Annotated in this window: 21 protein-coding genes; 7 read left to right on the top strand and 14 right to left on the bottom strand. The window is 64.9% G+C overall.

Annotated features, from left to right (window positions below; genetic code table 11):
• Positions 1-4: 4 nt before the first annotated feature.
• The 6 genes from B8784_RS14200 to B8784_RS14175 form a co-directional block, all read right to left on the bottom strand.
• A complete protein-coding gene (locus B8784_RS14200; RefSeq protein WP_084398600.1) occupies positions 5-691 on the bottom strand; it encodes a DUF4167 domain-containing protein in 687 nt (228 codons plus the stop codon).
• Positions 692-871: 180 nt separating this feature from the next.
• Entirely contained in the window at positions 872-1,747 is an 876-nt protein-coding gene (gene prmC, locus B8784_RS14195; protein WP_084398599.1) for a peptide chain release factor N(5)-glutamine methyltransferase, read from the bottom strand.
• Between the two features lie 106 nt (positions 1,748-1,853).
• Positions 1,854-2,927 carry a peptide chain release factor 1 gene (gene prfA / locus B8784_RS14190; protein WP_084398598.1) on the bottom strand — a complete coding sequence of 358 codons (1,074 nt, stop codon included), beginning with the start codon at positions 2,925-2,927 and terminating at the stop codon, positions 1,854-1,856.
• 88 nt (positions 2,928-3,015) lie between these two features.
• Entirely contained in the window at positions 3,016-3,465 is a 450-nt protein-coding gene (locus tag B8784_RS14185) for an MAPEG family protein (protein ID WP_084398597.1), read from the bottom strand.
• 16 nt (positions 3,466-3,481) lie between these two features.
• Positions 3,482-4,804 (bottom strand): alpha/beta hydrolase family protein, encoded by a 1,323-nt coding sequence (locus B8784_RS14180; RefSeq protein WP_084398596.1) that lies wholly within the window; start codon positions 4,802-4,804, stop codon positions 3,482-3,484.
• A 108-nt stretch (positions 4,805-4,912) separates the two neighbouring features.
• Positions 4,913-5,782: a LytR/AlgR family response regulator transcription factor gene (locus B8784_RS14175; RefSeq protein ID WP_084398595.1), complete on the bottom strand. Its 870-nt coding sequence runs from the start codon at positions 5,780-5,782 to the stop codon at positions 4,913-4,915.
• A 185-nt stretch (positions 5,783-5,967) separates the two neighbouring features.
• Here B8784_RS14175 and B8784_RS14170 point away from each other — a divergent pair, with 185 nt between their 5' ends.
• Together B8784_RS14170 and B8784_RS14165 are read left to right on the top strand one after the other, a co-directional pair.
• Entirely contained in the window at positions 5,968-7,161 is a 1,194-nt protein-coding gene (locus B8784_RS14170) for an acyltransferase family protein (protein ID WP_084398594.1), read from the top strand.
• Positions 7,162-7,287: 126 nt separating this feature from the next.
• Entirely contained in the window at positions 7,288-8,610 is a 1,323-nt protein-coding gene (locus B8784_RS14165) for a hypothetical protein (protein ID WP_084398593.1), read from the top strand.
• Between the two features lie 3 nt (positions 8,611-8,613).
• Here the strand turns inward: B8784_RS14165 and ispG are convergent, their stop codons facing one another.
• Positions 8,614-9,750 carry a flavodoxin-dependent (E)-4-hydroxy-3-methylbut-2-enyl-diphosphate synthase gene (gene ispG / locus B8784_RS14160; RefSeq protein WP_084398592.1) on the bottom strand — a complete coding sequence of 379 codons (1,137 nt, stop codon included), beginning with the start codon at positions 9,748-9,750 and terminating at the stop codon, positions 8,614-8,616.
• A gap of 248 nt (positions 9,751-9,998) precedes the next feature.
• Between ispG and B8784_RS14155 the strand changes: the two genes are divergently transcribed.
• Positions 9,999-10,517: a TadE/TadG family type IV pilus assembly protein gene (locus tag B8784_RS14155; RefSeq protein ID WP_084398614.1), complete on the top strand. Its 519-nt coding sequence runs from the start codon at positions 9,999-10,001 to the stop codon at positions 10,515-10,517.
• Between the two features lie 12 nt (positions 10,518-10,529).
• On the top strand, positions 10,530-11,075 hold the full coding sequence (locus B8784_RS14150) for a TadE/TadG family type IV pilus assembly protein (protein ID WP_233356152.1): 546 nt from the start codon (positions 10,530-10,532) through the stop codon (positions 11,073-11,075).
• 30 nt (positions 11,076-11,105) lie between these two features.
• Here the strand turns inward: B8784_RS14150 and B8784_RS14145 are convergent, their stop codons facing one another.
• From B8784_RS14145 to B8784_RS21645, 3 genes are all read right to left on the bottom strand, one after another.
• Complete coding sequence (locus B8784_RS14145; protein ID WP_084398591.1) at positions 11,106-11,888, bottom strand: tyrosine-protein phosphatase; 783 nt, start codon at positions 11,886-11,888, stop codon at positions 11,106-11,108.
• 73 nt (positions 11,889-11,961) lie between these two features.
• Positions 11,962-13,413 (bottom strand): AMP nucleosidase, encoded by a 1,452-nt coding sequence (locus B8784_RS14140; protein WP_084398590.1) that lies wholly within the window; start codon positions 13,411-13,413, stop codon positions 11,962-11,964.
• A gap of 30 nt (positions 13,414-13,443) precedes the next feature.
• Positions 13,444-15,249 carry a hypothetical protein gene (locus B8784_RS21645; RefSeq protein ID WP_084398589.1) on the bottom strand — a complete coding sequence of 602 codons (1,806 nt, stop codon included), beginning with the start codon at positions 15,247-15,249 and terminating at the stop codon, positions 13,444-13,446.
• 85 nt (positions 15,250-15,334) lie between these two features.
• Here B8784_RS21645 and B8784_RS14130 point away from each other — a divergent pair, with 85 nt between their 5' ends.
• Both B8784_RS14130 and B8784_RS14125 read left to right on the top strand, forming a co-directional pair.
• Entirely contained in the window at positions 15,335-16,315 is a 981-nt protein-coding gene (locus tag B8784_RS14130; protein ID WP_084398588.1) for a glycosyltransferase, read from the top strand.
• Positions 16,303-16,704, top strand: coding sequence for a GtrA family protein (locus tag B8784_RS14125; protein WP_084398587.1), 402 nt, complete (start codon positions 16,303-16,305; stop codon positions 16,702-16,704). Before B8784_RS14130 ends, B8784_RS14125 begins: the two co-directional genes overlap by 13 nt.
• Here the strand turns inward: B8784_RS14125 and B8784_RS14120 are convergent.
• The 4 genes from B8784_RS14120 to B8784_RS14105 all read right to left on the bottom strand — a co-directional run bounded on the left by B8784_RS14120 (position 16,701) and on the right by B8784_RS14105 (position 19,531).
• Positions 16,701-16,973, bottom strand: a complete 273-nt coding sequence (locus B8784_RS14120; protein ID WP_084398586.1) for a hypothetical protein — start codon at positions 16,971-16,973, stop codon at positions 16,701-16,703. The two genes, B8784_RS14125 and B8784_RS14120, sit on opposite strands and share 4 nt — an antisense overlap.
• Positions 16,974-17,049: 76 nt before the next feature.
• Positions 17,050-17,910 (bottom strand): hypothetical protein, encoded by an 861-nt coding sequence (locus B8784_RS14115; RefSeq protein WP_084398585.1) that lies wholly within the window; start codon positions 17,908-17,910, stop codon positions 17,050-17,052.
• Between the two features lie 75 nt (positions 17,911-17,985).
• Entirely contained in the window at positions 17,986-18,690 is a 705-nt protein-coding gene (locus B8784_RS14110) for a HupE/UreJ family protein (RefSeq protein WP_084398584.1), read from the bottom strand.
• Positions 18,668-19,531: a ZIP family metal transporter gene (locus B8784_RS14105; RefSeq protein ID WP_084398583.1), complete on the bottom strand. Its 864-nt coding sequence runs from the start codon at positions 19,529-19,531 to the stop codon at positions 18,668-18,670. The genes B8784_RS14110 and B8784_RS14105 overlap by 23 nt, the downstream gene beginning before the upstream one ends.
• Before the next feature lie 163 nt (positions 19,532-19,694).
• Here B8784_RS14105 and B8784_RS14100 point away from each other — a divergent pair, with 163 nt between their 5' ends.
• The gene (locus tag B8784_RS14100; protein ID WP_143435499.1) at positions 19,695-20,324 is read left to right on the top strand and encodes a ZrgA family zinc uptake protein; all 630 of its coding nucleotides are present in this window, start codon (positions 19,695-19,697) and stop codon (positions 20,322-20,324) included.
• The last annotated feature ends 4 nt before the right edge of the window (positions 20,325-20,328 follow it).

Raw genomic sequence — 20,328 nt, 5'->3', positions numbered from 1 at the left:
AGGCTTACTCGGCGGCGGCTTCGGTCTGGCTTGAGCGGCGCGTCTCGTCGTCGCTGTCACCGGAGTTGTCGCTCTCGTCGCTGCGCCCGCGGGCCAGCGTCGACATCACGCCATCGGTCTCGCCGCTGTCGTCGGACTTCTTGTTATAGGTCCGCCGGCGGGGCTTCTTGGCGGGCTCGTCGCCCTTGTCCTGATCGTCGCTGTCGGTTGATGCAGTGTCACTGTCATCGCTGCCGATGACGCGCATCGGATCGTCCTGGCTTTCCTTGTCCTCTTTCGGCTTGCGGCCACGGCCACGGGGCTTCTTTTCCTGCCCCTTGTCCTGGCTGTTATCCTTGCCGTTGGACTTGTTGTCCTGATCCTTCGAGGACGAATTGTCGTCATCGGACTTTGCGTCCGTCGACTCATTATCGTCATCGTCATCGGACGAATTGTCGTCGTTCTTGTTGCGCTGCTTGTCTTTCTGGAAGCTCGCGACAATGCGCGCATAATGTTCAGCGTGCTGAAAATGCGCTTCGGCCTTCACGCGGTCGCCGGCTGTCAGGGCGTCGCGGGCATATTGCTGATACTTGTCGAGCAGCTGCTGAGCCGAACCACGGATCTTCACGTCCGGGCCGGTGCTCTCATAGTGCCGGTTCGGATTGTTGTTGTTTCCGCCTGAACGGCGTCCACGTCCGCGCTTGCGTTGCATACGCTAAATTCCTGATCCCGTTGTGTCCGTTAATTCAGACCATTCGCGCTACATCCCGGTCGGGAATTACACTCGGTGATGTTTCGCTTGCTCCTGGCGGGGCATCCTGAATCATGGAGCCCTCCACCCACTTCCTGCTGTAGCGTGCATTTGGCTTTTCGCCAAGCCCCCCGCTGCGCTTCAGCGTCTGGCACAGACGACCCGGTCGCGTTGACCGTGATCCTGTCCACAGGAAATGGTGCCGAAACCGGCCTTTGCCAAGAGGGCGGGGACAGTTTCGCCCTGATCGAAGCCGATTTCCAGGACGAGCCACGCGCCGGGCACCATGCGCGCCGCGGCGAGCGAAATGATGGAGCGATACGCCTCCAGCCCGTCATGGCCGCCATCCAGCGCCTCATGCGGTTCGAAGCCCCGCACCCCGGGATCGAGCGTGCCGATCGTATCGCTCTGGATGTAGGGCGGGTTGGAAATGATGAGGTCGGCCCGGTCCCAGCCGGTCCAGTCTTCCCAGCTCATCGTCTCGATCTTGGCGCGCCCGGCAAGGTCATGGCGCTGAAGGTTCTGGCGGGCGACCGCGGCAGCCGCCTCGGAGCGCTCGACGCCGACGCCGGTGAGGCCGGGCTGGTTCTGCATCAGCGCGATCAACAGACAGCCCGTGCCGGTGCCGAGATCGGCCACCATGGCATTGCGCCCCAGCGGCAGGCGCGCCAGCGCCTCGTCGACCACCACCTCGCTGTCGGCGCGCGGGATCAGCGTGTCGGCCGAGCAGTGGAAGATGAGCCCGTAGAAATGCGCTTCGCCGGTGAGATGTTCGAACGGCTCGCCGGCGGCGCGGCGCTCGACCAGGTCGAAGAAGGCCTTGCTGGCCTCGTCGCCCATTTCGGAGAGTTCCTCGCGGATCAGGTCGGCGGCGCTCATCCGGCAGGCATGCTGCATCAGGTGCCGGGCCTCGCGGGCCGGCTTGTCCAGCCCGGCAGACTTCAGCCGCGTCGTGGCGACGGCGAGTTGGGCCTTGAAAGTGCGAACCTCATCCATGGTCGTATCCGGCCGGCACATGATGGCCGGTCCCTCGATTGAACGGATACCCTATCCGGCTTGGCGCCCGGCGTGAACTGGTCTTGCGCGGTCTGGCGGCGGCTGAGGGCCGGGCGTGGTCTCCCGCCTAGTCGGCATCCATGGCCGCGAGCTTGCGGGCCTGGTCCTCGGCGATCAGCGCGGTGACGACGTCATCGAGCTTGTCACCGGTGATGATCTTGTCGAGCGAATGGAGCGTCAGGTTGATGCGGTGGTCGCTCACCCGGTTTTCCGGATAATTGTAGGTGCGCACCTTCTGCGAGCGGTCGCCGGAGCCGATCTGGTCCTTGCGGGCCTCGGCGCGCGCAGAATCCTTTTCCTCGCGCTCACGCTCATACAGCCGGATCTTGAGCTGCTCCATGGCGCGCTCGCGGTTCACGTGCTGGGACTTTTCCGAGCTGGTGGTTACGATGCCGGTTGGCAGGTGGGTGATGCGCACCGCCGAGTCGGTCGTGTTGACGTGCTGGCCGCCCGCCCCGGAGGAGCGCATCGTGTCGATGCGGATGTCTTCCTGGCGGATATCGATCTCGATATTTTCCGGCGCCGGCAGGACGGCGACGGTGGCCGCCGAAGTGTGGATGCGCCCGCCGCTCTCGGTTTCCGGCACGCGCTGGACGCGGTGCACACCGCTTTCCCATTTCAACCGGCCGAAGACGCCGTCGCCCTCGACATTGGCGATGATTTCCTTGTAGCCGCCGACATCGCCTTCCGAGACGGAGACCACGTCCACCTTCCAGCCCTGCAGCTGGGCATAGCGCGAATACATGCGGAAAAGGTCGCCGGCGAAAAGCGCGGCCTCGTCGCCGCCGGTCCCGGCGCGGATTTCGAGCACGACGCTCGCCTTGTCGTCGACATCCTTGGGGATGAGCAGTAGCTGGACTTCCTTTTCCAGCGCGGGCAGGCGCTCCTTGATGTCGTAATATTCTTCCGTGGCGAGCTCGGCCATCTCCTTGTCGCCGCCATCCATCATGGCTTCGGCGTCCTTGAGTTCGGCCTTGAGGTCGATCAGCGCCTTCGCCTTGTCGGCAACGGGCTTGAGGTCGGCATGCTCGCGCGACAGCTGGACGATCTCGTCGCTGTCGGTTGTCGCGCCCATGCGGGCTTCGACTTCATCGAACCGGTCGATCACCTGTTCGAGGCGGGAAACGGGTATAGTGGCCATGCCTTGAGCGTCTAAACCGGAATGGCGAAAGGGGGAAGCGGGCGCATGCTGTGCCAGGGCCGCCATGGCCCGCCTCCGCTTGCGTGTGTCAGCCGGTCAGAGCCGGATTGGTCAGGATCCGCACCACTTCCTTGCCGGCCATGACCATCAGGATGATCGTGCCGATTGCGAAGACGAGGAAGCGCTGCTCCACCTTCGACGACAGGATCTGGATGAAGGAGTGGATGACCCGGGAAATCACATAGGCCCAGGCGAGATACATGAAGAGATTGTCGCCCCCGCCGGTCAGCGCCGCGAAGAAGACCAGCGCATAGAAGATGGTTGGCTGTTCGTGGAGGTGATTGTAATTGTCGGCGATGGCGCGGATGTTGGACGGGATCTTCTCATTGTATCCAGCGTCCGGATGGCGCGCCTCGGCCGGGGTGACGCCCGCCTTCTGGAAGGCCGGAATGCGGGTCACATACATCCAGATCCACATGATGAGCGTCCACACCACGAGGGCGAGGACAGGCAGAAGGTCTTCGGTTTGAAAGGGCATCGTGTAGCCTCCCCAGCTAGTTGTTTTGACCGACCCTAGCCCTATTCGCCTGGGCTGGCACCTCTTCCCCTTGCGGCATGGCCGTATCGAGCCAGCTGAGCCAGGCATCCCAGTCATGCTGGGTGATGGAATGGCCGCCCGGGCGCATCCAGAAAACAAGATCGGCCTCGAGATTGGCCGCCTGCATGCCGTCCTGCTGCAGCCCGCTCGTGCCGGCGGCCTGATAGACGGGCGAGGCTTCCAGCGTGGCGCGCCACGTGCCGTTCGGATCCGACCAGACATCGCGCCGGCCATTGCCGATCAGCAGCGGTGTGGGCGCGTTAAGCGCGATCAGGGCGTGCATGTCGATCGGCGTGGTGTAGGCACCCTCCGCGTCGAAGGCCTGATAGGCGGGGGCAAACCAGTGGGGGTAGCTCTCGACGATGTCGGCAACCGTCTCGCCCGCCTTGTCCCGGCTGAGGGCTGCCCCGCCCGTGCCGGCCTGGTGGGCGATGATGGCGTCTATCCGCTCGTCATAAGCCCCGGCGATGAGCGCCGACTTGCCCGACCGGGAATGGCCCATAATGGCGGTGCGGGCCGGATCGGTGCGCGGATCGGCCTCCAGCACATCGGCGGCAGCGGAAAAGCCGGCCGCCCAGCCGGCAATGGCGCCGGTGATCTCGCCACCCGGGCCGTGCGGGAAGGCCGGCATCATGGCGCGGGCTTCTTCTGCGGAATCGGGGATCACTTCGGAGGTGTAGAAGCTCGCATAGGCATAGCCGCGCTCCAGCACCTGTTCCATGGGCGGGGCCATGATGTAGCGTCCGAAAACCAGCCAGGCGACGCGCGACATGGAGGAATCCTCGCCGCCGCCGCAGAAGTCGGTCACGCCCTCGGTCAGGGGCGGGGACAGGGCGGGCGCATGGAAAGCGGTCTGGTTGCCGCAGAAGGACTGGCTGATGATGACCGGGACAGGCGCGTCCGTCTTCGGCCAGGCAATGGCGAGCGTGAAGCGCTTGGTGTGGCCTTCGACGCCGCGCATCTCGATGACATATTCCTCGAGCGTGCCGAGCCCGCCGAGATAGGCCTCGTCGACCACAGTGTGGCTGACGGTCTCGCTCTCGACGCCTTCCGGGAAGGGGCCGAAGACATGGGTCTCCAGGCGCTGGCGCCACATGTCGCGCTCGGTGAGGAAGCCGTCCGGATCATCGGCGATGGCGGGCCAGGCGGGTGGTTTGCCCTCCACGCTGAGGCTCGCATAGTTCAGGCCGAGCTTGGTGCAGTTCGTCATCGCCACAAGAAGGATGGCGGCAACGAAGAGCCGGCCGGCCCAGCTGAGCGCCGTCAGCACAAGACTCATCGCGATTGCCCTCCGGTCACGAACCAATGCCCTTAGCAGGAGAGGGAGAAGGCGGGAACGCCTATCACGGGCCTGTGTACGAGACCGCGCGCGAGCGTGACCCAGCCGTCACAGGGCCGAGGGCTCGCCGGGCGTGAGGAAGGCTTCGTATTTCTCACGATAGCGCCGCGAGCCCGGCACCGTGTCGCCGGTATCGAGCGTCAGCGTGACATCGCCCTCGCCGGTCGGCTCGATCTCGCGCACATGGTCCATGTTCACGAGATGGGAGCGGTGGACACGCACATGCCTGCCGCCGGCGGCGTCCAGCAGGCGTTCCAGCTCCGTCAGGGTGGAACGCGCCAGGATGGTCCGGTCGGGGGTGATCACTTCGACATAGTTCGAGGCGGCCTTGGCCCAGATCACGCGATCGGCCTCGACAAAGAAGGTCCGCCCGCCGGATTTCAGCGTCAGACGGTGGCGCTCGCGCGCTTCCTTCCGGGCAGCCTCGGCCTCGAGGCTGCGCTGCTCGGCCAGTCGGTTCAGTGAGAAGAGGGCGGCGATCAGCGCATAGCTCAGCACATCCTTGCGAAACTCGTAGAGCCAGGTGGACGGGTCGGCGAGGCCGAAATCATAGGGCACGCCGAAGATGAGCGGGCTCAGCAGCTTGCGGAGCGCCACCATGGCCAGGATGTGGACCGCCGAGAAGATGACGACCGCGCCGAGATGCATGGGCAGGGTACGCCGCCAGGCGCCGAGCGGATACCGGCTCAGCATGAAGGTGATGAAAGGCGTCATCACCAGGATGACCGCGTGCGACGTCGCCTGCGAGACCCAGGCCATGTCGGGGTAGGGGGCGCCGGCCTTTTTCATGTCGTACTGGTCCGACAGGGCGAGCACGATGAAGGAGGCAAACAGGAAAACGGCGAAATAGATCCAGGTCCGCCGGTCCGCGCGCCGGTCGGCTTCGAGATCGGGATGGCGGGGCGTTTCGCGCGTCATGCCTGTTCATACCCATAGCCGCCGCGCCCGGCGAGGGGAAACCCCGCCCCGCTCGTCCCGGCTTGCCGCCGCTTGTCCCGGATGCGGGCCGTTTGTCCCGCCGGGCCTCGTTTCATGGCTTTGCGCGTGCGTGACGCCGCCCCTGCGGCAAGGATCGGCTCAGTCCCTTCCTGCCGGAGCCAACCATGACCACGCTGAATACCCGCCGCTATGACCTCGACTGGCTGAGGATCATCGCCTTCCTGCTGCTCATTTTCTACCATATCGGCATGTTCTATGTGCCCTGGGAGTGGCACGTGAAAAGCGTGCATGCCGGGCCGGGCGCGGAGCCCTTCATGCTGTTGCTGAACCCCTGGCGGCTGTCGCTGCTCTTCTTCATTTCCGGCGTCGCACTGCGCTTCCTGTTCGGCAAGCTGGGCGCGAGCGGGCTGGCGAGGGACCGGACGGTGCGCATGGGCCTGCCCATCATTGCCGGCATGGTGCTGATCGTCGCCCCGCAAAGCTGGCTGCAGCTGGTCGAGAGCGGCGAGTTCGAGGGGAGCTTCTCGGCCTTCTATCCGCAATACCTCGATCCCGCCTCGGACTTCTCCATCATCACGCCGACCTGGAACCATCTCTGGTACATCGTCTACCTGCTCGTCTATTCGCTGCTGCTGGCACCGGTGGCCGGACCGCTCATCGGCTTCATGGAAGGCCGCGGGGCGGCGCTCACGAGGCGCCTGTTTGCCGGGCGGGTGGGCATGGCGATGGTTATCGTCCTGCCGGCCCTGCCGCACATGCTCTACCGGGTGACGCTCGATCCGGCCTTCGAGACGACGCACAACCTCGTCTGGGACTGGGCCAATCACGCCCACAGCCTCACCATCCTGATGATCGGCTTCCTGCTGGCCAAGGACGAGGCGTTCTGGGGCGCGGTGCGCCGCGCTCTCCTGCCGGCGGTTCTGCTGGCTGTGACGGTCGGCGCCGGGCTGACCGCGCTGTGGCTTGTCCGCTCCGGGCATGAGGCCAATCCGTCCTGGCTCCTCACGGCTTATGAGCTTAGTCAGATCTTTTATGCCTGGCTTGCCATCCTGTCCCTGCTGGCGCTGGCCCAGCGCTATCTCAACCGCCCGAGCGCGGCGCTGACCTATATGACCGGCGCGGTCTTCCCCTGGTACATCCTGCACCAGACCCTCATCGTGATGGCCGGTTTCTGGCTGACGCGTCAGGGGCTCAGCGCCGGTGTGGAGGCGGGCTTGCTTGTGCTTGCTACCCTTGGCGGCTGTGCCCTGCTGCATGAGGGGGTGATCCGCAGGGTCGCGTGGCTGCGGCCCTGGTTCGGACTGAAGCCGAAGGGCGCGCCGCGGCGCGTCCGGATGGCGAAGCCGGGCACGGCCTGACGAGGACGGCCTCAAAAGGCGGGGCTCGCTATCAAATCTTGGCCCCGAAAGCTTCTTTAAAAGGTGACGCCCACATCATTCCCGCCTATTCAGAAGCTGTAGAGTCCTGACTCGTGGGGGAAAATCATGCGTCTCTTCGCCATTTGCGCGGCCGTTGCCAGCCTGTCCGTCATGGGGCTGGGCCCGTTCGCCGAGGCTCAGACCGTTGGCTGCCGAAAGGGCGATGACCTGAAGGCCACGCTGGATGCGTCCTACAATTCCGTCAGCGCCCGCATGAAGGCGCAGGGGATCGATTATGACGAGGCCTTCGCCGAGACCCAGGCGCTGGCCGTGCTTTACTGGCAGGATGCAGGCTACAAGGGCGTGCAGGAAGGCATGGTCACGGTCTCACTCGACCAATGCACGATGCGCAATGGCTGTGGTGTGCCAGAGCCGTCTGAAGGTTCCGCCTATGAAGCGCTGGACGCCTATGCCGGGCATAACAAGCTTTATGCTTATGACATGCGGGACGCGCCAGCTGAATTGACGCCGGCCCTGCTCGCTCCCGACGCGTCCATGGTGCGTTGGGCGGAAGCGACCCTTCAGTGCGATACCAGCCTGCCGGCTCCACCGCCGCCTCCGCCGCCGCCACCGCCCAAACCGACCGGCATCTGCGTGAGGGGCGAACTGCTCGACAACGCCATCGACAGGAAGATGCAGGCGGTCTTCGCAAATCCGGGCACGGAGACGTCCGCTATCGCGCTCATGTCTCTGCAGGCCTATTCCATCCATGCCTGGCAGGAGCGTGGCCGGGCCGGCGCCATGGACGACCGGGTGCGCTGGGCGCTGGAGCAGTGCGCCCCCGACGAATGCGGCGAGCCCTCGCGCTATGACACTGCCCCCTATGGCGGCCTGCTCGCCTATTCTGCGGAACTCATCCGATACAAGAACGGCCAGCGCGCGACCCCACCCTATCCGCCGACCTTCAAGCCGGAAGGAAAAATGCTCACCTGGGCAAATTCCGTGATCGGTTGCGACTGGGATGAAAAGGGCTCGCTGCAGGCGATGTACGGCTCATCCTCGCGCAACCAGCGCCTGCTCCTCGCGAATGGCGATGTGGAGGATGACCGGAGCTTCTTCGAGGATGCGCTGCTCTTTGGCGGACCTTACCTGACTCTGTGGTGGGAGCACAATAAAGGCCTCTGGTCGCTCGAGGACCGCGACTGGGCCTGTGAGAATTTCGGCTCCTGGGATCGCCGGTGCAAGAACACGGAAATGTGGGCGCTGGATGTGCGCAACGCGCAGTGGGTCGCCAAGTATGGCAATAACAATCCGAACACACCCTATACGCGAAGCGACGCCAATGCCGGCTATCAGGGCACGGTCCCACAGCCGACCTATCGCCCGCCCTCCAGCGGCCCGCGCTGCTACAATCAGGGTGATGGCACGGAGAAGTGCTTCTACGACTAGCGGTTATTCCGCCGGTACTGTCTCGTCGGCTTCGCGCTGGGCGCGCAGGCGTTCGGCCTTCTCTTCCACCATCTCGACGATGTGCTCGATCATGTCGGCGTTCGAGACATTGTGGTCGGGTTTGCCGGAGATGTACATCTTGCCGCTCTCCTTGCCGCCGCCGGTAAAGCCGAGATCGGTCATCGATGCCTCGCCGGGCCCGTTGACGACGCAGCCGATGATGGAGAGCGAGATCGGTTCGGAGATGTGGGCGAGCCGGTCTTCCAGCGTTTCCACCGTCTTGATGACGTCGAAGCCCTGACGCGCGCAGGAGGGGCAGGCGATGATGTTCACGCCGCGCGTGCGCAGGCCGAGCGACTTCAGCATGTCGAAGCCGACCTTCACTTCTTCGACCGGGTCAGCCGAGAGCGAGACGCGGATTGTGTCGCCGATGCCCATCCAGAGCAGATTGCCCATGCCGATGGAGGATTTCACCGTGCCCGTTCGCAGGCCCCCGGCCTCGGTGATCCCAAGGTGCAAGGGCGCGTCTGTCGCTTCGGCAAGCTGCTGATAGGCTGCTACTGTGAGGAACATGTCGGAGGCCTTCACCGAGATCTTGTACTCATGAAAGCCGAGATCATCGAGGATGCGCGCATGGTCGAGCGCGCTTTCCACCATCGCATCCGGGCAGGGCTCGCCGTATTTTTCCAGGAGGTGACGCTCCAGCGAGCCGCCATTCACTCCGATGCGGATCGAACAGCCATTGGCGCGGGCGGCGTTCACGACTTCCTTCACCCGGTCATGGCTGCCGATATTGCCGGGATTGATGCGCAGGCAGGCGGCGCCGGCATCGGCGGCCTCGATGCCGCGCTTATAGTGGAAATGAATGTCGGCGACGATCGGGACCGGGCTCGCCTTGCAGATGGCGGGCATGGCGTCGGTCGCCTCGACCGTCGGACAGGAGACGCGCACAATGTCGGCACCGGCCTCGGCGGCGCGCTCGATCTGGGCGATCGTGGCCGCGGCATCCTCGGTCGGCGTGTTGGTCATGGTCTGCACGGCAATCGGGGCGTCGCCGCCCACCTCGACATTGCCGACGCGGATCTTGCGGGAGTGTCGCCGGTTGATCGACCGCCAGGGCCTGACAGGGTTCTGGCTCATGGGAGAGGGTCCTTCCTGTCCTTTCGGCGCAAATCTGGTGCGAGATCATGGCAAGGTAAAGGCCGGATTCGCAGGGAATTCGCCGTACCGGCGCCAATCCGGCCAGATCGATCAAATTTCACAGGTCAATTGAACGGCGTTGAAACCGCGCAGTGTTAACCGTGATGCTCAGAGGAGCGCGGCTTCCCCGGAAGCGTGGAAAGATTATGGCTGGATTGATCATTCCCGGTATTTTTACGCCGGTTTTCATGAAGAGGTTCAGGGCCTGGGCGGCCGACCGGCGCGGTGTTGCGGCGCTTGAGTTCGCCCTGATCGCTCTGCCCTTCTTTTTTCTCATCTTCGGCCTGCTGGAGCTTTGTGTGCTCTTTATCATGTCGTCGGTGCTGGAACATGGCCTGAACGAAGCTGCCCGCGGCATCCGCACGGGCGAGCTGCAGTCAGGGGAAGATTTCAACCGGGATGCGTTCGAGGACATTGTCTGCGCGGAACTCTTCGACCTGTTCGAATGCAAGGGGAAGATCCAGCTCGACGTGAAGACCTATGACAGTTTCACGTCCACTGGCCGGACAAGCCCCATCGACGAGCATGGCGACCTCGATACCACAGGGTTCGAGTTCAAGCCGGGCGGGCGTGACGACATCGTCGTGGTGCGCGCCTTCTATGAGTGGGAGCTGATGACCCCGGTCATGAGCGCCCCGCTCGCCAACATGAACAATAACCGCCGCCTGCTGCAGGCCACGGTCGTGTTCCGTAACGAACCTTTCTGAGGCAGGCTCCCCATGTTGAGAACCCTGAACCAGCGTTTCCGGTCCTTCCATGCGGCCAATAAGGGAATTTCGGCGGTTGAGTTCGCCCTGATCGCCCCGCTCATGGTGCTGATCTACTTTGCCTGTATCGAGTTGTCGCTGATGATGATGCTCGACCGGAAGGTGACGAGTTCGGCGGCGGCCCTGGGCGACCTTGTGGCTCGCGCGGCGACCGTCGACGATGACAATCTCGAGGATATCATCGAAGCCACCCGCATGATCCTCGAGCCCAACCCGGTCGAGGATGCGCGTCTGCGCGTCTCGAGTCTCTATGACGATGACGGTACGATCCGTGTGGCCTGGAGCGATGCGCGCGGTTTCGAGGAGTATGAAGAAGATTCCGTCATGGTGGTACCGGATGATCTGGTGCCGGAGGATGGATCGGTGATCTATGCCGAGGTCGAGTACGACTACAATTCCAAGCTCGGCTATTTCTTCACCACGTCAAAGAAGCTGCGCGACGAGTTCTACCTGCGTCCGCGCCGTGTCTCGCACGTGGCCCGTATCCGCGACAACTGACCGGCCTGACGGGGCTGTGCCCGGTGTGGCTCAGTCCAGCAGGATCTTGCGGATACGTTCGCGCTTGGCCGCGTCCACGCCGAGCGTTTCGGCCAGATAGGTGTCGAGCGAGCCGGATTCCGTCTCCATGGTGGAAAGGGCCGTTTCCAGGAAGCGCCGCTCCACGCCCAGGAAGGGGCGGTAGACCTCGGCATCATAACTCTTTTCCAGCAGCGTGTTGAAATAGTCGCGCGCTTCCGGCAGCCGTTCATCGACATCGGCCGCGGTGTTGGTCAGCTCGTAATCGGCGAAGATCTCATCCTTCGAGACCCCCAGCGCATGATGGGTCAGCGCACAGAGAATGCCGGTACGGTCCTTGCCGGCGGCGCAATTGACGAGCGCGGCTTCGCCCTCCTGCAGATTGGCGAGATGATCGAACCAGGCGGTATAGGTATCGACCAGCGCCGGGCGGTAGGGCGCCTCCTGATAATATTCGCACATCCACTGCTTGGCCGCTTCGCCATCGGCGACGACGTGTTTCAGGAAATTGATGTGCGGGGCGTCGGTCTCGCGGCCAAGGTCGGAATAGAGCTTGCGCACCCCGGAGACCGGCCATTTGTCACCATGGCGCTCGCGCTCGTCCGGGCGGCGCAGGTCGGCCTGCACGGTGATGGTCATCAGGTCGATGGCGGCGAGGTCATTGTCGGAAGCTTCCCCGAAATGGCCGGAGCGGTAGAGCTTGCCGGAGCGGATCCGCGCGCCCTCGCTGCCCTCATAGCCGCCAAAATCGCGGAAGTTCCTGACCCCCTCCAGGGGTTTGATCCGGTCTTTCATGGGTCCTGCCTTCTGCCGCCTGTCTGTATCGCGCAAGAGCTAGTGTGGGTGGGCCCTCAGGTCCACCCGCGCCCTAGCGGAAAGGCGGCTCGTCGAAGGCGCGCAGCTTGCGCGAGTGCAGCGCCGCCCCGCCTTCGCCGGCCAGCCGTTCCAGCGTCTGGATGCCGATGCGGATATGCTCGCCAATCGCGCGCTCATAAAAGCGGTTGGCCGCGCCGGGCAGCTTGATCTCGCCATGCAGCGGCTTGTCGGACACGCACAGCAGCACGCCATAGGGCACACGCAAGCGGTAGCCATTCGCGGCGATGGTCGCGCTTTCCATGTCGATGCCGATGGCGCGCGACTGGTTGAAGCGCCGCGCGGTCTCGGTGAAGCGCAGCTCCCAGTTGCGGTCGTCGGTGGTCACCACCGTGCCGGTGCGCAGCCGCTTCTTCAGCGCTTCGCCATGCTCGCCGGTGACGTCGGCCGCCGCCTCCTGCAGCGCGATCTGCACCTCGGCGATCGGCGGGATCGGAATGTCCGGCGGCAGGACGCCGTCCAGGACATGGTCGTCGCGCATATAGGCGTGGGCGAGGACATAGTCGCCGATCTGCTGGGAGTGGCGCAGGCCGCCGCAATGGCCGACCATCAGCCAGCATTCCGGACGCAGGACGGCAAGGTGGTCGGTGATCGTCTTCGCATTGGACGGGCCGACACCGATATTGACCAGCGTGATCCCTGTGCGCCCTTCGGCCATCAGGTGATAGGCCGGCATCTGGAAGCGCCGCCACGGGGCGGCATCGATGGCGGCTTTTGCCTCGGGCGTCTTGTCATCCACGACGAGCCCGCCGGCGACCGACAGGCCGGTATAGCGCGAGCCTGCCCCCAGCTGCTCGACCGCCCAGTCGCAGAAGGCGTCGACATAGCGGTGATAATTGGTGAACAGCACATAGCGCTGCATGTGATCGACCGGCGTGCCGGTATAATGCGCCAGCCGCTTCAGCGAGAAGTCGGTGCGCGGCGCGTCGAACAGCGCCAGCGGGCGGTTGGAGCCGGGCTCGTAAAGTTCGCCGTCAGCAACCTCGTCGCCGATATTGGCGAGCTTGGGCGAGGGGAACCATTTGGCGAGTTCGGCCGGATTGACCTCCTCGAGCCCGCCGGCATCGGCTTGGTCCCAGACATAGGCATACGGGATTTCCGAGCCCGACGGTTTGACCTCCACCTCGACGGGATAGTCCCGCATCAGCGGATAGAGCTGCTCCAGCAGATAGGGCCGGAAATAGTCCGGCTTGGTGATGGTCGAGATATAGGTGCCGGCTTCCGACATCTTGCCGAAGGCCCGCGAAATCGGCGGGGGCGGACCGTCCGGATCATAGCGGATGATCAGCGCGGGATAACAGAAGGCGCGCGACTGGCGCAGGTCGGCAGACGGCGGGGTGCCGTCCTGCAGGTAACGTTCAAGACTGGTGGTCAGCGCATTGACGGCGTCTTCATAGAGCGCTTCGAGCGCATCGACGACTTGTTCTGGTGTTTCGAGTTTCGACATGCTTCCCGTTGCCGCAAAGCGCTCCGGGCGTCAATTCCGGTCATAGGCAATGGTGTAAAGGATCGGCCCGGAGCCGTCCTCGCTGCCGGCCAGCGGGGTCAGCCAGTCCGGCACCTCCCCGTTTTCGAGCGCGGCGGCAAGCCCGTCGGGCGCGCGCTTCGCATAGGTCTTCAGCTCGCTCAGACCGGGGCAGTAGAGCAGGTGGTCGGCGCCGGTCATCTCGATCTTGCGCCGCGCGGTGTCGATCGGGCCGGTAAAGACCGAAAGCGTCATCTCGATGGCGGACGGATTGCGGTGATAGGGCGCCGCCGTCGCATAATGGCGCGTATGGTAGATCAGCGGGGCGCCCAGATCGATCGGCGTGAAGGCGATCATGCGCGGGGCCGAGGCAACCGCCTGGAAGGCTTCGCGGGATTTGCAGTCGGCCACTGCTTCCCCCGTCTCCGCCTCGTCCAGACTGGCCAATGAGCGCGGCAGTTGCCAGCCAATTGGCGAGACCGCCAGCGCGCCGGCCAGCAGGTAGAGCGCGGCGCGGGGCGTGCGGGCCTTGCGCCAGTGGTCGAAAAGGAGACCGAACGCCCAGCCCGCCGCGATGGCGGCCAGCAGGTGGGCCAGCGAAATGCCCCTGAGCTGCCAGGCCGAGATGAGAAACGTCACCGCAAGCCCGGTTAGCAGCGCGGCGAAACCGAAGCGGCGCTCAGGCGCGGCCTGGCGCAGCGCAATGGCCGCGGTGACCAGCCCGGCGAGCGCGAAGCCGTAATAATAGACCGCCATGGCCGGGTCGCCCGCGAAGACGGCGGGCAGGGCCCGGGCTTCGGAGACGACGCTCAGCCAGCCCGTGCGGATCTCTTCGGGCAGGCGAGCATAGGGATCGGTCAGGCAGTTTGGATTCTCGGGGCTGAAATTCGCCGGATTGGCGCTGATGAAGCTCAGCACCGTGCCCGCGCCGGCGAGCGCCACCGCACTCATGCGGGTGCGCCAGTCGCGCGCTTGCGGCAGGAAGGTCGCCACCGCGAAGAGGCCGCCGCCGGCGACCATGAGGGCGATGAAATGCGGCTGGCCGAAGGCGTCGCAGACGGTGCGATTGCCGCCGGGGCCCGGCGCGTCGAAGACATAGGCGATCAGCGCCGAAACCGCGAGCCCGGCGCCGAAGACGCGTAGCCGGTTGGTTTCTGTCTCTCCGCGCAGGATCCAGGCGGCGCTGAAGCCGATAATGATCAGGCCGATGGCGGGCAGGTTCTCGATGGCAACCGTGATCATGGCGGCGACACAGACAGCCGCGACAATCGCCGAGCGGGGGGTGCGCGCAGGGGACAGCAGGCAGGCAAAGGCGGTCAGCGCCAGCGCCAGGCCGAGCCCGTGATGGTCGATGCGTCCGGGCGTGAAGTTCACCAGGGCAAAAGACGTAAAGAAGAAGAGCAGTCCGGCCAGCTGCCCGGCCAGCGAGACGTTCAGCCGTCTCAGGCAGGTGGCGAGGGCGGCCATGATCCAGCCCAGCTGCATCAGCGGCCAGGCGGTCACCGCAATGCCCTCCGCCATTTCCCGGCCCGTCATGGGCTGCAGCAGCAGGACGATCCCGGCCAGGACGAGGTCCGGCAGGCGCGACCAGTGCATCGCCCCGCCCTCGGGCGTCAGCAGGCGGGCCTGGTCGACATCGTACCAGCGCTGTCCGGCAATCAGATCGCGGACCTGCTGCATGCGCATCATGTCGTCACTGCCGATCAGATCGCCGCCCAGCGCGGGCCCTGCCCGGAACAGAAGCGCGGCCATGGCCAGCAGGCCGGTCAGCGCGAGCGGCCAGATAGGGGTTTTCGACGTGGTCGGAAGCTCCGTCATGGGGCGATGTTTACAATCTTTCTCGTAACCGGGTGTTCACCAGCGCTTGTTATGCGCTGAATGTGGTTACTGAAAGGCTGACCGGATGAGTCGAGTCACAGCTGGCGCATTTAACCCGGTCCAGCAACAGGAAGCGGCGGTTCCGCGCGTGGCCGTGACGATCCCGTGCTACAACGAAGCCTCGACCATCGCATCGGTGATCGCCGCCTTCCGTGAGGCGCTGCCGGACGCCGAGATCTATGTCTTCGACAACAATTCCACCGATGGCACCGCCGAGGTCGCCCGCCGCGCCGGCGCGATCGTCCGCAACGAGATTCGTCAGGGCAAGGGCTATGTCGTCCAGCGTATCTTCGCAGACGTCGAGGCCGACATCTATGTCATGGCCGATGGCGACGGCACCTATGATGCCTCGCTGTCGCCGACACTGATCGAGCTGATGAAGAAGAACCATGTCGACATGGTCGTCGGCACGCGGGCCAATGTGACCCAGGATGCCGGGCGCAATGGCCACGCCTTCGGCAACCGCATGTTCAACATGCTTTTCAATGCCATGTTCGGGCGCCAGTTTACCGATATCTTTTCCGGCTACCGCGTCTTCTCGCGCCGGTTCGCGAAATCCTTCCCGGCGGTTTCCGGCGGCTTCGAGATCGAGACGGAAATGTCTGTGCATGCCTGCCAGATCGGCGTGCCCACCATGGAGCGCCCGACGCCCTATGGCATCCGCCCGGAGGATTCCGCCTCCAAGCTGCGGACCTTCCGTGACGGGGCACGCATCCTCGGCATGTTTGTCATGCTGGCCAAGGAAACCCGGCCGGCCGCCTTCTTCGGTGCTATCGGCATGCTGCTGGCACTGGCCGCGCTCGGCCTGTCGGCGCCGCTGCTGCTGACCTATTTCGAGACGGGCCTCGTGCCGCGCTTTCCCACGGCCATGCTCTCCATGGGGCTCGTCATGATCGGCACCGTGTCGGCCGTTTGCGGGCTCATCCTCGACAGCCTCGCCCGTGCCCGGGTCGAGGCGAAACGCTCGGTCTTCCTGAGCTATCCGCTCGGACAATGGCAGAAATAGTCAGACAGCTTTTTGCGGCGCGCTTCCTGCGCTTCGTCATGATTGGCGGGCTGAGCTTTCTCGTCGATGCGGGCCTGCTCGTCCTGATGATGAAGCTTGGCGCCGGGCCGTTTGCTGCGCGCGTCGTTTCCATCGCAGTGGCCATGCTCGTGGCCTGGCGGCTGAACCGGGCGCTCACCTTCGGCAGCAGCCATGACGGCCAGCTTCGCGAAGCCGGGCGCTATGCCCTTGTGGCCGGCAGCGTCGCGGCCCTGAACTATGCGCTTTATGCCGGGCTTCTGCTGGCGGTGCCGGCCTGTCCGCCGGTGCTCGCGACGGCGATGTCGACGCTCCTCTGCACGGGGGCGTCCTTTCTCGGCTATGGAAAGTTTGCTTTCCGCACAGGCTAAAGCCCGCTTGTCTGCAGGACGAGGAAGGCGATGCCGTAGACCTGCAGCGCGATCAGGGCGAGCCCGGCGGCGAGCGCAAGGAAGAAGCGGCCCCAGTGATGGCCCTGGCCGAGCGCGAAGATCCCGGCGCCGACCCCGCCAATCGTCGTCGACAGCGTCAACGGATCGAGCCGGCCGAGCCCGATCAGCGAGTCCAGCACATAGATGATGAGCGGGGCGCAAAGCAGGCCCGCGCCGACAATGATGAGCCAGTGACGCACAGCAGTCATGATGCCTGACAATACGCATGGAGGGCGGCGAGGCTCCAGCGGGTCCGGCAGGTTTTCCTGTGGAGATGGGGCCGGTCTATTGCGTCGGCACGGCCCGCGCCGGGTGGATGGCCGGCAGGATATCGCCGTCGAACACGCAGGGCCGCAGGGCGCCGGTGCCGGGAATATCCGGATCGGCGAGATAGGCCGACAGGCCAAGCCGGGCGGCGGCATCGATTTCGCGGTCGCTCAGGCGTTCCGTGCTGCGGGCCAGAAGGCGGCGGGTCTCGCAGCGATAGAGCCGGACATGGCGCAGCGCCGGGGCGTCTTCGCCCGCGCGCAGCTGGTGGAAGGCGTTGAGCTGTCGCCTTGAGCTGACGGCCAGCGCGGCCGGCCAGCCGGGGCCGTCGGGCCGTGCAATCCAGAGATGGGAAAGCTGCGTTTCCGGGTCGGTCCGGTCGAAGCTGACCTTGATGATCTCGCCATGGGGCAGGCGCTCTGTCTCGATATCGGCCAGGCCACGGCGTGCGATGCGGGCCGTCCAGAGCGTGATGGCGTCGTCGCGCAGGGCCGTGGCCCGCTCCGGTTCGCCAAGCGCGAAGCGCACCGCGGCATGCATCAGCAGGGCTTCGGTGTCGCGCATGTCGCCGGCCGCCTCGAAATGGCTGGCGGCCGTCCCTGTCTCTTCCGCCCAGGCGGCGGCGAGGCCGGCAATGCGGTGAGCCTCCGGGATTTCCGGGCGCTGCGGGCAGCGGGCGATGAAGTCTTCGGTGGTCCTTAGCACATAGGCCGGGGTGGCTTCTTCTTGCGGGTCTTCCATGGCGACCTGCCAGGCGGAGACATCGCTCAGGCCGCAGGCGGGTGCGGTCTCGGCGACGGCCTGACGGGCCAGGCCGGAATAGGTCGCGACCGTCGAGACGATCAGGGCGCCGAGATAGCGAAGAAGCCGCTTTCGCATGGATCACTCCAGCTGGTTACCTTTTGATAACCACGCCAGCGTGCAAGTGCGATGCCGGTTGGCGCGCGGGCTAGCCTAAGCGTTGAAGGCCTGCACCGTCCAGATGAGTCCCGTCACGAAGATGGCGAGCGAGACGGGCACCACAATCATCGGGCGGTAGAGGTCCATCCGCGAGGCCTGTTTCAGCACGCCGCGGAAATAGAGCGAGGCCGCGAGCGCCAGGCCGATAATGGCAAGGTGGGCGATTTCCAGGCCGAGATTGAAGCCGAACAGGGCCGAGGCATTCCCGGGCTGTGCAGAGGCCAGGCCCAGGAAGACGAGGCCGAAGGAGAGGCCGTGGATCAGGCCATAGGCGAAGACCAGGCCCGGCTTCATCTTTGTCACCCGCCCGAAGAGCAGGTTCTCAAGCGCGGCCAGCATGATGGTGGCCGGCACCAGCCATGCGACGATGCTGGCGGGCGGGGCGATCACGCCGAGCCCGGTCAGCCACAGCGTCAGAGAGTGGCCGAGAATGAAGGCGATGACCTGGGTTGCCAGCGGGCCGGTGCGCGGCGAGGTTAGGAAGATGGCGAGCAGGAACAGGATCTGCGGGTGCCCGCCCGGCATGATGTAGCCCACACCGGCAGACAGAAAGCCGCCAAAGCTCTGCGGGCCGGCGAGCTCGATCGTCACATCCGGGGCAGCCAGCGCCGACGGCACGAACAGGGCTGCGGCCAGAAGCGCGCCCAGACAGAAGCGGAGCCAGGGCCCCGGCGTGTCAGGTATGAACTGTTTCATCATGTGATCCCCCACCTGAATGATCCGGACCGATCATAGGCAGTGTATCTGATTCCTGCGCGTCCTCCTCATCATGTGCATGATCGTGTTGGCCGCTGCCGGGCGCGTGCCCATGCCCGGGCGCGAAGATCAGCGCGAGCGCGATACAGGCGCCTGCGCCGATTGCGACGAGACCGCGGGCCGGCTTCATCTCGCTGAGCGGAGCCATGAGCGGGCCTGTGGCGACAAAGATGAGAAGGCCGGCCGACATGGCGAAAAGCGCGCCGGTCGTTTCCACGTCCAGCCCGTACATGAACGGTCCGGAGACGAGCACACCGAGTGGCGTTGTCGCGGCTGCGGCCAGGAAGGCGAACCAGAAGGCATTGGCATTGCTGACGCCATAACGGCGCAGGATTGCGAAAGCGATAACGCCCTCGGGGATCTCGTGCAGGATCAGGCCGAAGGCGGCATAGACGCCGGAGACGAAGCTGGCTGCAAAGGTCACCGCATAGATCACCCCGTCCATGAAGGAGTGCACGGCAATCGCCAGTACCGGCGTGAGCGCCTCGGTGGGCTTGAGGTCGCCCTGGCGGGACGGGTTGAGCGCCCGGATGAGATTGTTCATCAACAGCCCGCCGAAAAAGCCCATGGCGAGCCAGGCCGGCGCCATGTGCGACATGGAAAAGGCTTCCGGCAGGATGTGCAGGAAGGTCAGCGTCGCCAGCATGCCCGCGGCGACCAGGCCGAACAGGGTGGCATTGCGCTCGCTCCACAACGCCTTCTGCGCCACGATGATCAGGCCGACCGTCGTCATGAAGGCCGCGATCAGGCCGAAGAAGAGCGGTGCCTGTACAGAGTCCCACATTGTCTGGTGCACCTTGTCAGTCGAATGCCGCCTGTTATGCAGCTGTGAGGGATTGGAACGTGCAATTGCTCCGCGCTGAATGTTATAGTATCTCAAAACGCGTTTTGCGACTGCTTTTTCCGGTCTGGCTGCAACCCCCTTTCAGGAAGGGTAAGAGGTGATCATGCGACTGTCCCGAGCCTTCATCGCTGTAGCGGCCCTCGGCCTGATGCCGGTCCTGGCCGGGTGCGACCGTGGCGAGGAGGCCGTGACCAAGGATGTGACCGGGCCCTCCGGGGCGGTGTCGCCACAGGCCGAAGCGCCGGAAGAGGCCGCAGAGAGCCCGGCGGCAGACACTGGTGAGACGGCCGGGACGCAGAGGCTGGAAGCCCATGAACATGGCCGCGCAAGCCTCGCCGCCGCCGTCGATGACGATACGCTGACCATCACCTTCGAGGCGCCGCTCGTCTCGCTGGTCGGCTTCGAGCACGCCCCCGAGAATGACGAGCAACAGGCCGCCATCGACGCGCTCAAGGATGCCTTCTTCATCCCTGGCGACATGGTCAGCGTGAACGCCGCGGCCGAATGCCTGCCGCTGATGACGACATCGGGCACGCACTTCGCGCACGGCCATGGAGGACTGGAAGCCGAACATGTCTTTACCTGCGAAAAGCCCGCCCGGATCGAGCAGATCGAGTTCCTGATGCTGGACACCTATCCCGATCTGAAGGTGATCGAGGCGGTCTTCCTCTCCGATACGACGCAGGCCGCCGGCGAACTGACCGCCGCCAAGCCGATGCTGGAGGTTCGCTGAGCCC

Source organism: Henriciella aquimarina, assembly GCF_002088975.1.
Lineage (GTDB): Bacteria > Pseudomonadota > Alphaproteobacteria > Caulobacterales > Hyphomonadaceae > Henriciella > Henriciella aquimarina.
Note: the sequence above shows the minus strand (reverse complement) of the source record. Positions and strands in the feature narration are given on the sequence as shown.

What these genes read in the sequence shown, in the direction of transcription:
- B8784_RS21645 (WP_084398589.1), bottom strand. Translation starts at nt 15,249, where the DNA reads ATGACGGAGCTTCCGACCACGTCGAAAACCCCTATCTGGCCGCTCGCG.
- B8784_RS14115 (WP_084398585.1), bottom strand. Translation starts at nt 17,910, where the DNA reads ATGCGAAAGCGGCTTCTTCGCTATCTCGGCGCCCTGATCGTCTCGACG.
- B8784_RS14200 (WP_084398600.1), bottom strand. Translation starts at nt 691, where the DNA reads ATGCAACGCAAGCGCGGACGTGGACGCCGTTCAGGCGGAAACAACAAC.
- B8784_RS14165 (WP_084398593.1), top strand. Translation starts at nt 7,288, where the DNA reads ATGCGTCTCTTCGCCATTTGCGCGGCCGTTGCCAGCCTGTCCGTCATG.
- B8784_RS14180 (WP_084398596.1), bottom strand. Translation starts at nt 4,804, where the DNA reads ATGAGTCTTGTGCTGACGGCGCTCAGCTGGGCCGGCCGGCTCTTCGTT.
- prmC (WP_084398599.1), bottom strand. Translation starts at nt 1,747, where the DNA reads ATGTGCCGGCCGGATACGACCATGGATGAGGTTCGCACTTTCAAGGCC.
- B8784_RS14110 (WP_084398584.1), bottom strand. Translation starts at nt 18,690, where the DNA reads ATGATGAAACAGTTCATACCTGACACGCCGGGGCCCTGGCTCCGCTTC.
- B8784_RS14155 (WP_084398614.1), top strand. Translation starts at nt 9,999, where the DNA reads ATGAAGAGGTTCAGGGCCTGGGCGGCCGACCGGCGCGGTGTTGCGGCG.
- prfA (WP_084398598.1), bottom strand. Translation starts at nt 2,927, where the DNA reads ATGGCCACTATACCCGTTTCCCGCCTCGAACAGGTGATCGACCGGTTC.
- B8784_RS14185 (WP_084398597.1), bottom strand. Translation starts at nt 3,465, where the DNA reads ATGCCCTTTCAAACCGAAGACCTTCTGCCTGTCCTCGCCCTCGTGGTG.
- B8784_RS14105 (WP_084398583.1), bottom strand. Translation starts at nt 19,531, where the DNA reads ATGTGGGACTCTGTACAGGCACCGCTCTTCTTCGGCCTGATCGCGGCC.
- B8784_RS14145 (WP_084398591.1), bottom strand. Translation starts at nt 11,888, where the DNA reads ATGAAAGACCGGATCAAACCCCTGGAGGGGGTCAGGAACTTCCGCGAT.
- B8784_RS14120 (WP_084398586.1), bottom strand. Translation starts at nt 16,973, where the DNA reads ATGACTGCTGTGCGTCACTGGCTCATCATTGTCGGCGCGGGCCTGCTT.
- B8784_RS14125 (WP_084398587.1), top strand. Translation starts at nt 16,303, where the DNA reads ATGGCAGAAATAGTCAGACAGCTTTTTGCGGCGCGCTTCCTGCGCTTC.
- B8784_RS14170 (WP_084398594.1), top strand. Translation starts at nt 5,968, where the DNA reads ATGACCACGCTGAATACCCGCCGCTATGACCTCGACTGGCTGAGGATC.
- B8784_RS14130 (WP_084398588.1), top strand. Translation starts at nt 15,335, where the DNA reads ATGAGTCGAGTCACAGCTGGCGCATTTAACCCGGTCCAGCAACAGGAA.
- B8784_RS14140 (WP_084398590.1), bottom strand. Translation starts at nt 13,413, where the DNA reads ATGTCGAAACTCGAAACACCAGAACAAGTCGTCGATGCGCTCGAAGCG.
- B8784_RS14175 (WP_084398595.1), bottom strand. Translation starts at nt 5,782, where the DNA reads ATGACGCGCGAAACGCCCCGCCATCCCGATCTCGAAGCCGACCGGCGC.
- B8784_RS14100 (WP_143435499.1), top strand. Translation starts at nt 19,695, where the DNA reads ATGCGACTGTCCCGAGCCTTCATCGCTGTAGCGGCCCTCGGCCTGATG.
- B8784_RS14150 (WP_233356152.1), top strand. Translation starts at nt 10,530, where the DNA reads ATGTTGAGAACCCTGAACCAGCGTTTCCGGTCCTTCCATGCGGCCAAT.
- ispG (WP_084398592.1), bottom strand. Translation starts at nt 9,750, where the DNA reads ATGAGCCAGAACCCTGTCAGGCCCTGGCGGTCGATCAACCGGCGACAC.